Below are 12163 nucleotides of genomic sequence, written 5' to 3'. Positions count from 1 at the left end.
CGGCCCCGCCTTGGGGAGGGGTTTGTCATGGCTCGCGAGACGACGTATTTGGAGCTGTCGCAGGACAGCGGCGGGGCGCACAAGTTCTACGAGGTCACCGTGGACGGCACGGCCGTCTCCGTGCGGTACGGACGCATCGGCGCGGACGGCCAGTTGCAGATCTCCTCGTTCCCGACCGCCGAGAAGGCCCGCGCGGCCGCCGCGAAGAAGATCGGCGAGAAGGTCCGCAAGGGGTACGCGCCGGCCGTGCAGGGGCAGCGCGCCGCCCGGTCGGTGACCCGCCGCCAGGTGACCTCGGCGCCGTCGACGGCGCGGGCGGTGGCTCCGGTGCTGTGGCGTTTCCGCACCGGTTCGTCGGCCTTCGGCATCCACGTGGACGAGGACCGCTGCTGGGTCGGCAACCAGGCGGGCGACGTCTACACGCTGAGCCACGGCGGTGAGGTGCTGGCCCGGTACTCGCTGCCGGACGGGGTGAAGTGCCTGGTGGCGGACGAGTTCTGGATATACGCGGGCTGTGACGACGGCACGGTGTACGACCTGTCGTCGAAGGTTCCCTTCGGGGCCTACGCGATCGCGGCGGACGTGGACATCTACTGGCTCGACATCCACGAGGGCGTGCTGAACGTCTCCGACGCGAACGGCGGCCTGACCGTCATCGACCACGAGGACGAGCACCAGTGGTCGCGGAAGTCCTCCGGCACCGGCGCCTGGATGGTCCGGGCGGACGAGCGGGCGGTCTTCCACGGGCACAGCGGCGGTGTGACGGCCTACGCGGCCGACGGCACCGGGCAGTTGTGGCACACCAAGACCCCCGGCGGGGTGCTCTTCGGCTGGCAGGAGGAGCGCGCGGTGTACGCGGGCACGGTCCGCAACACGGTGCAGCGGCTGTCGAAGGCGACGGGGGCGGTGGAGGCCTCCTACGCGTGCGACGCGGCGGTGTACTCGTGCGCGACCTCGCCCGACGGACGGCACGTCTTCGCCGGGGACTCCTCCTCCTCGGTCTACTGCTTCGACGCCGACGGCCGGCGGTTGTGGAAGCTGGGCACGGGCGGCGGGTCGGCGCTGTCCATGCAGTACCTGGACGGGCGGCTGTACCTGGTGACCACGGACGGGTCGCTGGTGTGCGTGGATGCGACCGAGCAGGCCATCGCGGCGGCCCAGCAGGGCTCGGTGCCCGCGCCGATGGACGTGAAGTCGGCGGCGGCGCTGCCGGTGTTCACCCCGGCCGCGTCGGCCTCGGCGGTGGCGACGGTTTCGGTGGCCGCGGCCCCGGCGGGCGGCGTGGTGGTGGAGTGCGTCCAGCAGGGCGGCCGGATGCGGGTGCAGGTCGTGTCGGGCGGCTTCGACCCCTCGTGGAACGTGCAGTTCCCGCGCGGGATACGGGAGGCGGGCGCCCGGTACGTGGTGGACGGGCTGCACCCGGCCTCGGGCGGCTTCTACCGGGTCCGCGGGGAGATACGCCGGCTGGTGTGAGGCGCCCGTCGACCGGCCCGGCCGGGGCCGGGTTCAGGGGGTGTGCTCCCCGCAGACCGCCGGCGTGGCACCCGGCGGGGCGGCCGTGGGTATCGAGAAGGGGGTCTCCTCCGGGAGCGCGGGAGTCACGTGGAGCACCACCGGCTCGGTACCGAGGTTGTGGCCGAGGTGTATGTGCCGGATGCCCGCGGGTTCCACGAAGGTGGTCCCGGCCGGATGTACCTCGACGGTGCGGTCGTGCAGGACCCGGGTCAGGGTCCCTGCCAGGACCACCGCGTCCAGCCGGACCCCGTGGAAGTGCCAGCCGGTGCAACCGCCCGGCGGGATGACTATCTCCCGGCCATGCGGGAACGCGGCGACGCACGCCCCGCCCGGCCCCGCCGTCATCGTCTGCTGCCCACCCATGTACCCCTCCTCGGCGGACCTCCCAAGGTCCACGGCTCCACCGTAGAAGGGCCGCGGGACATCCAGGAACAGTCGATGAAACATCAACATCCCTTCTTCACCAGGTGATATGAGGGTCATACCGCGGTATCACACCTGTATGAGCCTGGTGGTTTTTGCGTCGCTGAAGCAGATCCACTGCGCCGACTGCCGGCAGGGCCCGCTCCGGCACCTCGTGCGCGAGTCCGGCGTACCCCGCTGCCTGGACTGTACGGATCTCGGCCATCTCGTCTATCTCCCGCGGGGGGACACGGCGCTCACCCGCCGTGCCCGCGAGGCCAGTTCGCTCTGCGCCGTCGTCGTGCGCTTCGACAAGCGCCGCCATCGCTACGAGCGTCTGGGACTGCTCGTCGAGGAGGCCGCCCTGGCCCGTGCGGAGCACGCCTGTCTCGCCGACTCCGAGGCGCGGGCGCGCCGTCGGGAGCGCGACCGGCGGCGCCGTGCGGTCGAGGACACCCGGTTCACGGCGGCGTTCGCCGCCGAGATCGTACGGCTGTTCCCCGGGTGCCCGGCCGGCCGGGCCGTGGCGATCGCCACCCATGCCTCGGTGCGTGGCAGTGGCCGGGTGGGGCGCACCGCGGCCGGCCGCGCGCTCGACGAACAGGCAGTCTCGGTGGCGGTACGCGCCGCCGTGCGGCACACCGACACCGAGTACGACGCCCTGCTGATGGCGGGAGTCCCCCGGTTCGCAGCCCGCGCCCGGCTGGCCGCGCGGATCGACGCCATCCTGGACGGGTGGCGTACGGCGGATGAGTCGTCACCAGGACACCCGGAGGGCGCGGAGCTACGGTGAAAAGAGAGGCGATGGGCGGATGAGCCCCGCCGAAAAAGGGATCTGCCACAGGAGGACGACCACCTGCCCAGAAGGAGGTCCTCGGTGAGTGCGCATGTCAGTCTTTTCGCGGCGTCGGCCCTTCTGATCTCGATGTGCGGGGCCACGGGGGCGACGGCGGACGAACCCTCTCCAGGAAACCGGGAACAGGCCAAGGCGGCTGTCGTCCAAGTGATGGGCAACTCCGGAGCCGGTACCGGCTTTGTTTATGATGCCGGCAGCGGTCTGATTGCCACCACCGCGAACGTCGTCGCAGGGGAGAGCGGCCTGGAAGTGATCGCAGAGGGAAAGCGTCCGATCTCCGCCCAGTTGCTGGGAAGCGACCTCTGCCAGGATCTGGCCGTGCTCAAGGCGAAATCTCCACCGACGGGAACGAAGAGCCTGCAGTTCGGGGACAGCGATCTGCTGTCTCCCGGTGACGTCGTCATTTCCCTCGGCTACCCGGACGCAGGCGACACCGGCGCGGATGTGGTTGCCGTATCCGGGGCGGCGTCCGAGCCCGTCGACAATGTCATTCACCTGTCGAGTCCCGACTACCCTTCCTTGATCCACCATTCCGTTCAGATGAAGACCGGAACCCTCGGAGGGCCGGTATTGAACAAGGACGGCGAAGTGGTCGGCATCAACACGGGGGGAATAGTGGAAGATGATTCGACGGGCGAAGCGCGCAATAAGGCGGAGGCCATCAGCAGCAACCAGGCAAAGTCCCAACTTCCCGGTCTGGCTGCCGGATCGATGAAGAACGATCCCGGATGGTGGCTCGGCGCCGTGTCGGATCCGGACCTCGCGCTACGGTCTGCGACCACCGGGATCGACAAGAGCTCGTTGCAGAAGGCTCAGAAGCGCCTTCAGGACGAAGGAACTGACGGCCTCTTCGTTCTCAACGTCCGCGATGCCTCAGCGGCCCAGAAGGCCAAGATCCAGCAGGGCGCCGTGATCACCACGGTGAACGGGGAGACCGTGTCCTCGTTCCCCGAGTTGTGCGACATCCTCGAACCCGCGGAACCCGGCGCCAAGCTGAGCGTCCAGGGGATCCATTCGGGAGTCGGCAAGGATCGTGGCCACACGTTCGGTGACGCGTGGACCGCCGACGTGGTGCTGACAGGCTCGTAGAGCGGGGGAGCCGGCCGCTCCGCCCGTTCCGGCCACTCCGGCCCACACTCTGCCCCCTCGTCCGCCCGGACGAGCCCGTGTGGGCCGTACCCCTGTGGCCGCGTGGCCCGGGCTCCTCAGTTGAGGCGGAAGCGCCGGTAGAGGAGGACCCCGCCGAGGAGGAGCGCGCCGCCGCTCGGCAGCAGGTAGCCGGCGCCGTCGGCCCCGGTGTGGGCGAGCGCCTCACTGTGCCGCGGCGGCGCGGTCGGGACAGGAACCGGGGCCGGGGCCGGGGGCAGCGTCGGGGGCGGGGTCACCGGCTGCTCGACGACCGGCGGCTGGACCGGCTTGCCCTCCGTGGGCGTCTCACCGTTGACGGAGGTGTTGCCGTGCGAGGAGTTCCCGACGCCGACCACGCTCACCGCATTGCCGCTGATGTTCAGCGGGAGTTCGACCGGGAGCTGGAGCCCGTTGCCGGAGAGCACCCCCGGTGAATCCTTTCCGCCACCCTCGGCGACGGCCCCTCCGCCGTTCCCGGATCCTGGGTTCGCGACATCCGCGGACCTCGATCCGGCATGCCCACCGCCACCCCCCGAGGACTCGTTGGCACAGCGGTTCCCCGCGGCCGAGTTGAGCAGGCCGACCACGCTCACCGTGTTCCCGCAGGCGTTCACCGGGACGTGCACCGGCAGTTGCACGAGGTTTCCGGACAGCAGACCCGGCGAGCGCTCGGCCCGGCCACTCGCGTCCGCGTCCGCGTGGGCGAGTCCGCCCACACCCGCGACCGCCAGTCCGCCTCCCGCAACCACCGCCGCGATCAAGCCATTCCGACGACTGTGACGCATCAGTTTTCCTGCCTTCCGGAGAAGTTCGCGGGTGTTGTCCCCGCACCGGAAACAACGCGCTGACCCCATTCGGGTTATAGAGGCAGTAGACATTTCACTCAATCGTGTACTGGGTACTGGGTACTTCATGACAGAGCGACCGCGGCTCCTCCTCGACGTGGACGGCCCTCTCAACCCGTTCCGGTCTCCCCTGGCCGGCCTGCGCGGATACCGGAGCCACCGGATGTGGCCCGACGTCTGGCTCTCCTACCGCGACCCGGAGTCCCGCAAGGCCCGGCGCGGTGCCCGGGTGCGCCTCCACCCCTCCCACGGCGCCCGGCTGCTGGCCCTGCCCTTCGAGCTCACCTGGGCCACCGCCTGGACGCACGAGGCCAACACGATGATCTCGCCGCACATCGGACTCCCGGGGGACCTGTCCGTCGTCGAGTGGCCGGAACTCTTCGCCGAGGACCCCGACGGGCTCTCCTGGAAGACCCGCCACCTCCGCGACTGGGCGGCCGGCCGTCCCTTCGCCTGGGTCGACGACATGATCACCCCGCGCGACCGGGCCTGGGTCGCCGCCCATCACCCCGCCCCGGCCCTCCTCCTGCGCATCCACCCGCGCCACGGCCTGCGGGACCGCGACTTCACCGCCCTGACCACCTGGGCGGCCGGGCTCAGCCCAGCAGAGCGGTGACCGGGTCCGGTGAGGGGCGGCCCTTGGGCCACCAGTCGTCGTCCCCCAGGCGGTTCTCGTAGCAGTACCAGAGGCCGTCGCGGCCGAGGCGGAGCTGGCGGGTGCGGGCCGTCAGGCGGTTGCGGTCGGGGCGGAAGGAGTCCTGGCCGGCGGCGAGCAGGAGCGGGCGGGCCCGGTCGAAGGGGCCCGCCGGGGGGTCCCAGGGCTCTTCGAGGGCATCGAGGGCCGGGCGGCCGCCCTGGCGCCAGGCCGCTGCGGCCCGCGCGAGGTCGGTGGTGGAGCGGCCGGTGGCGCGGGCCAGGTCCCGGTAGAGGGTGCGGGCCGCGCCCGTCAGACCGGCCGTGGGGTGCGCGGAGGCCAGCCGGACGGCGTCCTGCCACACGCTGAGCCCGGCGATCGGATCCTCGCCGGTGGTCAAGAGGGCGAGGGCCCGGGCGGCCGCGTCGGAGGCGAGCTGGTCGAGGGCCAGCGGGTCCGGGGCCGCCGGGTCGGCCGGGTAGGCGGGCGGAAGGCCCACGTCCGCCGGCGCCGGGAGCGGCGCGGGCAGCAGCGGCAGGCTGGTGCGGGCGAGCGCCGACCGGGCCGGGACGCCGGGGAAGCCGGGCGCCGCGTCGGGCTGTTCGCGCGCGGCGTGGGCGGCATTGCGGCGGGTGAGCTCGTCGAGGAGCTCCCGCTCCCCCCGACCGCGCAGCAGCAGCAGGACGAAGGGGTCCTCGTCCAGCAGGCGGGCCGCCCGGTAGCAGAGGGCCGCCGCGTGCTTGCACGGCGGACGCCCGAAGTCCGGGCAGGAGCAGTGCGGGACGAGCTCGCCCGCACCGGGCAGGACGGCCCCCGCCAGCGACTGCGGGACCTCCCGCTCCAGCAGGGAGGCGAGCGCCCCGGGGTCGGCCGCGACCTCCTCCAGCAGCTCGTTCCACTCCGGGTCCGCGAAGGCGGGCAGGATCAGCTCGGTGCGGTACGGGCGGGGCCGGCTGCCCCGGACGTACGCCACGATCCGGCCGGGGGTGACGGTGACGGCGTCGACGTGCCCTCCCTCCGCGTACGTACGCCCGCGGGCCAGCCGGGCCGCATCGCGGGAGACCTCCTCCAGCGCCGACACCCAGGCCCGGCCCCACCAGCTCACCGCCTCGGCCCCGGCGGGCACGGTCTCGAAGGTGCGGCGGCGGTCGTCCCGCGCGGTGATCATCCGGGCCTCCGCAGGGAGACGAGGTCAGCGAGCTCGCGGTCGGTCAGCTCGGTCAGCGCCGACTCGCCGGAGCCCAGGACGGCGTCCGCCAGGGCCCGCTTCGCCTCCAGCATCTCGGCGATCCGGTCCTCGACGGTGCCCTCGGCGATGATCCGGTGGACCTGTACGGGCTGGGTCTGGCCGATGCGGTAGGCGCGGTCGGTGGCCTGTTCCTCCACCGCCGGGTTCCACCAGCGGTCGAAGTGGATGACGTGCCCGGCCCGGGTGAGGTTCAGGCCCGTGCCCGCCGCCTTCAGGGACAGCAGGAAGACCGGCACCTCACCCGCCTGGAAGCGGTCGACGAGCTCCTCGCGGCGCGGCACCGGCGTCCCGCCGTGCAGGAGCTGCGAGGAGATCCCCCGGGCCGACAGGTGCCGTTCGATGAGACGGGCCATCGTCACGTACTGGGTGAAGACCAGCACCGAGCCGCCCTCGGCCAGGATGGTGTCCAGCAGCTCGTCCAGCAGGGCGAGCTTGCCCGAGCGGTGCGGGATCCGGGGCTGCTCCTCCTTCAGGTACTGGGCGGGGTGGTTGCAGATCTGCTTGAGCGAGGCCAGCAGCTTCATGATCATGCCGCGCCGTTCCATGCCCTCGCTCGACTCGATCACGGCCATCGCCTCGTCCACCGCCGCCTGGTAGAGCGAGGCCTGCTCCCGGGTGAGGGAGACGGGGTGGTCGGTCTCCGTCTTCGGCGGGAGCTCGGGCGCGATGCCGGGGTCGGACTTCTTGCGGCGCAGCAGGAACGGCCGCACGAGCGCGGACAGCCGGGCGACCGCCGCCTCGTTGCCGCCGTCCTCCTCCTGCTGGTGCTCCACCGGGCGGGCGTGGCGGGCCCGGAAGGCGGTGAGCGGACCCAGCAGCCCCGGCGTGGTCCAGTCGAGCAGCGCCCACAGCTCGGAGAGGTTGTTCTCCACCGGGGTGCCGGTCAGCGCCACCCGGGCCGGCGCCGGAACCGTGCGCAGCGCCTTGGCCGTCGCCGAATGCGGGTTCTTGACGTGCTGCGCCTCATCGGCGACGACCATGCCCCAGCTCTGCCCGGCGAGCAGGGGGGCGCTGGCCCGCATCGTCCCGTACGTGGTGAGGACGAACCCTCCCGCGCACGACGTCAGGTCCTCGATGCTGCGGCTGCCGCCGTGGAAGCGGCGCACGGGCGTGCCGGGGGCGAACTTCTCGATCTCCCGCTGCCAGTTGCCGAGGAGGGACGCGGGGCACACGACGAGCGTCGGCTCGGGCCGGTCCCGGTGCAGGTGCAGCGCGATCAGCGTGACGGTCTTGCCCAGGCCCATGTCGTCGGCGAGGCAGCCGCCGAGACCGAGGGAGGTCATCAGGTCCAGCCAGGCCAGGCCGCGCGCCTGGTAGTCCCGCAGGGTGGCCTTGAGGGCGGCGGGCTGCGGCAGCGGCGCCTGCTCGCCCGTCAGCCGGTCCCGCAGGGCGGCCAGCGCACCGACCGGCACGGCCTCGACGGGCTCGCCGTCCACCTCGGCCGTCCCCGACAGTACGGTGGCCAGCGCGTCCACCGGGTCCAGCACGCCCAGCTCCCGCTTGCGCGCCTTGCGCACCAGCTCCGGATCGACCCGCACCCACTGGTCCCGCAGCCGCACCACGGGCCGGTGCGCCTGGGCCAGCGCGTCCATCTCCCCCGGGGTGAGCCGGTCGCCGCCCAGCGCCAGCTCCCAGGAGAAGGCGAAGAGGTGCTCGGCGTCGAAGAAGGCGGTCCCGTCGGTCGCGGAACCGGGCGCGGTGGACCGTACGACGGCGGTCGCGGACAGCGTACGAGCCAGCTCGCGCGGCCAGTGGACCAGGACCCCGGCGGCGGCCAGCCGGCTCGCAGCCACCCCCAGCAGGTCCTCCAGCTCCGGGTCGGACAGGGCGAGGGCGTCGGGCACCGGCTGGTCCAGCAGGCGCAGCAGGGGCGGCCACACCCGTGCGGCCCGGCGGAGCGCGAGCACGGCGTCGATCCGGGCGCGCGGGCCGAAGCCGCCCGCCGCGGTGCCCGCCCACAGCTGCCCGGCATCGGTGACCAGGGTCGGATCGGCGAGGCTGTGCACCTGGACGACGGCGGCTCCCGCGCGCCGGACGTCGGCTGCCTCGGCCTCGTCGAAGAGCCGGAAGGAGGACAGGTCGAGCCGCAGCGAGATCCCGACGCCGGTGTCGGACCCGGCCGCGACCTGCGCGGCCCAGTCCTGTATCCCGGGCACCTGCTGCGGCTCCCGCGCGGCGAACGGGCGCCCGGCGGCCACGCCCGCGGCGGGGGTGCGGGGCAGGCTGTCGGCTACGGCGTCGAGGAACGCGCGGACCAGTGCCTCCGGTTCGGGCAGCTGGAGCGGGCGGCGCCCGGCCAAGGGCGTGGCATATCCCTCGTGGGGCAGCGCGGCGGCGACCGCGCGCAGATGGTCGATGTCGGCGGCGTCCAGCGGCCCGGCGCGCCAGGCGTCGACGCCCTCGGGGGTGAGCCCGGGCAGGAGCCGGCCCCGGGCGGCGAGGGTGAGCGCCTGCCGGGCGGCGGTGCCCCAGGCACGGGTGGCGGGATGCGCGGCGGGGCTGTGGGGTGCACGGGCGAGCAGCGGCAGGGCGGCGGTCACGGAGAAGGTCACCGCGGGCACGGTCCGGCTGCGGACCCCGTCGCCGTGCGGGCGTACGACGGTGAGCGGCCCGGGCTCCCCCGCCTCGGGCAGGGCGTCCCCGTCGGGTGCCCAGAAGGCGACCCGCCCTTCGCGGGGGACGGCGGCGGGCAGGAAGACCGCGGCATGGCGCAGCAGCGCGGTTGCCCGCGGCGGCTGCTGCTGCGGCTGTGCCTGCGACTGCGCCTGTGCCTGTGCCTGCAACAGGTGCTGCGGCTGCGGTGCCATGGTGTGTCCCCCTCCCCGTCGGTGTCCTGCGCATCTGCCGGTCCCCTCTGCCGACGAGTCTAGGCGCGGCCACCGACAACGCCTCCGACCTGCACTTCAGCGGGCCCAGCGGCCCTGTTCCAACGCGTACCCGTACACCGGCCGGCCGGTCGCGGCGCTCGTGCGCAGCGGCCGTCCCTCGTCGTCGATGCGCAGGGTGCCCGACCCGGACGGGCCGGTCCACCGGAGGTCGAGGGACCAGTCGCAGTCGCATCCCGTGGTGGCCGCCTCCACTCGCAGGACGACCGGCTCGGCGGCCGAGACGCGCAGGGGGAAGGCGGGGGCGGGCAGCGGGTTCCCGCCGTGGTTCCCGGCGACGGGCCGGGCCAGCGGGCGCGGCGCGTCCAGATTGACGGCGAACACGGCAGGGGTGAGCCCGCCGCCGCAGCCCTGCGACATCTGGTAGACGTTCCAGGCCGGCGGCTTGCGGCGCGCGGCCACCCGCACCTCCAGGTCCTCCAGCACCACGGCGCCCGGGCCCGTGCCGTGCAGCGTGACCTCCACGATCTGCGATCCGGCGTGCACGGCGCGCTGCGCCGACGCCCAGGCGGGCGCGTCCGCCTCCACCGGCGGCGGGGGCACCGAGCCGGGGCCCCGCTCGGCCAGGTAGGCGTGGTCACAGCCCGCGGTCCACACGTGCGAGCGCACCGCCGCCTTGAGTGGCGCGACCGGGGCCCGGCCCGGGGCGGGCACCGGCGGCGAGGCGGAGGGCGGGGCGGGCGCCGGGTCCGTCGACCCCGGCGGTGGCGTCGGTTCCGGTGCGCCGGGGGCCGTCTGTCCCGAGGGAGGCGCCGATCGGGCGGGCTGCGTACTCGTACCCGGGCTCGTACTCTCACTCCCACCGCCCTGTGCGTGCGGCGCGCGGGTCTCGGGGCCGGCCGCCGCCAGCAGCGCCACGGCCACCGCCCCGGCGGTCACCCCCGCGGCGGCGACCACGGCCGCCCGTCGCCGGTACCAGGCGCCCCGGACCACCGGCTCCGGCACCACGACCACCACCGGATCGGGATCGGGCTCAGGATCGGGCGCGGGCGCGGGCACCGGCACCGGCACCGGCACCGGCACCGGGTCAGGATCCGGCGCGGCCCCCGCCCGCCGCCGCGCGTCCGCCAGCAGCCACGCCCGGTGCAGGTCCACCGCCTCCCCCTGCGTTGCCCCGCAGGCCCGGGCGAAGCGGTCCACCACCGCGAACTCCGCCGGCAGCGCCTCCCCGTTGCAGTACCGGTGCAGCGTCGACGTACTCGTGTGCAGACGGCGCGCCAGGGCCCCGTAACTGAGCCCGGCACGCTCCTTCAGCTCCCGCAGCAGCCGCGCGAAATTCTCGGCCTCGCTCACGCTCTCCCCCGTTCCGCGTCCCGCGACGGCGTTCCATGCATGAGGTGTTCCCCCAGGTGACGGCACGTACGGCCGTTCCAGCGTCCCGGATTCGCGCCAATCCGTCGCCCGCCACGCCGTCCGGGGAACAGGCTCGTCGGGCACACCACAGCACTCACGGGGAGAACCGACCATGTTCCGACGTTCCGACACCGCCGCCACGCTCGTCACCGCCGTCGTCGCGGCAGCGGCCGCGCTCGTCCTGACCGCCTCCACCTCCGCCTCCGCCGCCACCGCACCCGGCTTCCTGGGCGGCGCCGACCTTCCGCCGCACGCCGGCTCGCCCTGGTATGCCGGCGCGGTCACCAAGGGGCTGCCCGAGTTCGCGCCGTTCTGCCTGGAGGGCGCGCTTCCGGCCGCGGGCAGCTGGCACCGCACCTTCGGCACCGAGTACGACACCGGCGCCGAGCAGGTCTCCGTACGGTCCGCCTCGCCCTCCGCCGCGGCGAAGCTCGTCACCGCCCTGGAGCGCAAGGTCGCCGCCTGCGCCGCCGACTGGCTGCGGACGACCCCGGGCGGCACCGCCTCCTGGCAGGACTACGGCACGCTCCCGGTCGAGGAGGGCGCGCACGTCTACGGGGTCCACACCTCGATCCCCGACTCCGAGCCCGGGGTGCACCTCTTCGGGATCGGGCGCGACGGCTCCACCGTGACCGTCGTGCAGTGGGGCGAGATGGGCAGCCTGTCCCAGGCGCCGGTCGCCGCGTTCAAGAAGACGACGACCAAGGCCGTGAACAAGCTCAACCCCTAGACGAGTAAGTCCGAAGTCTTCGCGCGCATGAAGCGAGGGTCTCGTTGGTTCGTTTGTGACGACAAACCTCAAGACCCTCGCCACTGCACTCTACGTGAGGATCGATGACTCTCTGGCAGGAACGCGGCGATCGGGTCGTCCGCCGAGGCTGACGGATGCCGAGCTGTTGACGCTTGCGGTCATGCAGGCCGTCCTCGGCTTCGCCTCCGAAACGCGCTGGCTGCGGTTCGCCCGCTCCCATCTGGCCGCCGAGTTTCCCTACCTGCCCGAACAATCCGGCTACAACAAGCGCCTGCGGGCCGCGAACACGCTGATCAGCCGATTCATCCGCACCCTCGCCCGGGACACCGACCTGTGGCACGACGACGTGTGGATCGTGGACTCCACACCCGTGGAATGCGCCCGCTCACGCCCCACCGTCAAACGCTCCAACCTCGCCGGCTGGGCCGGATACGGCTACTGCCCCTCCCACTCACGGTACTTCTGGGGCCTGCGCCTGCACCTGCTCTGCACACCCGGCGGCCTGCCCATCGCCTGGGCCCTGGCCAACCCCAAGGTCGACGAAC

The 12163-nt window shown here is 73.3% G+C and carries 10 protein-coding genes and 1 pseudogene; 6 read left to right on the top strand and 5 right to left on the bottom strand.

Features of this window, described 5'->3' with window-relative positions; genetic code table 11:
- The first annotated feature begins 27 nt into the window (after positions 1-27).
- A complete protein-coding gene (locus ACGFZK_RS25075) occupies positions 28-1473 on the top strand; it encodes a WGR domain-containing protein (RefSeq protein WP_393851103.1) in 1446 nt (481 codons plus the stop codon).
- A gap of 33 nt (positions 1474-1506) precedes the next feature.
- Here ACGFZK_RS25075 and ACGFZK_RS25070 read toward each other — a convergent pair whose 3' ends face one another.
- On the bottom strand, positions 1507-1878 hold the full coding sequence (locus ACGFZK_RS25070; RefSeq protein WP_393851102.1) for a cupin domain-containing protein: 372 nt from the start codon (positions 1876-1878) through the stop codon (positions 1507-1509).
- 139 nt (positions 1879-2017) lie between these two features.
- On the opposite strand from ACGFZK_RS25070, the gene ACGFZK_RS25065 reads away from it, so the two are divergent.
- On the top strand, positions 2018-2710 hold the full coding sequence (locus ACGFZK_RS25065) for a DUF2293 domain-containing protein (protein WP_393851101.1): 693 nt from the start codon (positions 2018-2020) through the stop codon (positions 2708-2710).
- Between the two features lie 84 nt (positions 2711-2794).
- Positions 2795-3862, top strand: a complete 1068-nt coding sequence (locus tag ACGFZK_RS25060) for a S1C family serine protease (RefSeq protein WP_393851100.1) — start codon at positions 2795-2797, stop codon at positions 3860-3862.
- A 116-nt stretch (positions 3863-3978) separates the two neighbouring features.
- On the opposite strand, the gene ACGFZK_RS25055 is transcribed toward ACGFZK_RS25060, so the two are convergent.
- Positions 3979-4650: a chaplin gene (locus ACGFZK_RS25055; RefSeq protein WP_393851099.1), complete on the bottom strand. Its 672-nt coding sequence runs from the start codon at positions 4648-4650 to the stop codon at positions 3979-3981.
- A 163-nt stretch (positions 4651-4813) separates the two neighbouring features.
- Here ACGFZK_RS25055 and ACGFZK_RS25050 point away from each other — a divergent pair, with 163 nt between their 5' ends.
- Complete coding sequence (locus tag ACGFZK_RS25050) at positions 4814-5362, top strand: hypothetical protein (RefSeq protein WP_393851098.1); 549 nt, start codon at positions 4814-4816, stop codon at positions 5360-5362.
- Here ACGFZK_RS25050 and ACGFZK_RS25045 read toward each other — a convergent pair.
- The 3 genes from ACGFZK_RS25045 to ACGFZK_RS25035 form a co-directional block, all read right to left on the bottom strand.
- Positions 5343-6548 carry an SWIM zinc finger family protein gene (locus tag ACGFZK_RS25045; RefSeq protein ID WP_393851097.1) on the bottom strand — a complete coding sequence of 402 codons (1206 nt, stop codon included), beginning with the start codon at positions 6546-6548 and terminating at the stop codon, positions 5343-5345. The two genes, ACGFZK_RS25050 and ACGFZK_RS25045, sit on opposite strands and share 20 nt — an antisense overlap.
- On the bottom strand, positions 6545-9436 hold the full coding sequence (locus ACGFZK_RS25040; protein WP_393851096.1) for a DEAD/DEAH box helicase: 2892 nt from the start codon (positions 9434-9436) through the stop codon (positions 6545-6547). Before ACGFZK_RS25040 ends, ACGFZK_RS25045 begins: the two co-directional genes overlap by 4 nt.
- A gap of 96 nt (positions 9437-9532) precedes the next feature.
- A complete protein-coding gene (locus ACGFZK_RS25035; protein ID WP_393851095.1) occupies positions 9533-10807 on the bottom strand; it encodes a helix-turn-helix domain-containing protein in 1275 nt (424 codons plus the stop codon).
- Between the two features lie 172 nt (positions 10808-10979).
- Here ACGFZK_RS25035 and ACGFZK_RS25030 point away from each other — a divergent pair, with 172 nt between their 5' ends.
- On the top strand, positions 10980-11597 hold the full coding sequence (locus ACGFZK_RS25030; RefSeq protein ID WP_393851094.1) for a hypothetical protein: 618 nt from the start codon (positions 10980-10982) through the stop codon (positions 11595-11597).
- A 55-nt stretch (positions 11598-11652) separates the two neighbouring features.
- Positions 11653-12163: pseudogene (locus ACGFZK_RS25025) on the top strand (IS982 family transposase); the annotation flags it as partial.

Origin of the sequence: Streptomyces sp. NPDC048257 (genome assembly GCF_043201855.1) — a bacterium.
In the GTDB taxonomy this organism is placed as follows: domain Bacteria; phylum Actinomycetota; class Actinomycetes; order Streptomycetales; family Streptomycetaceae; genus Streptomyces.
Note: the sequence above shows the minus strand (reverse complement) of the source record. Positions and strands in the feature narration are given on the sequence as shown.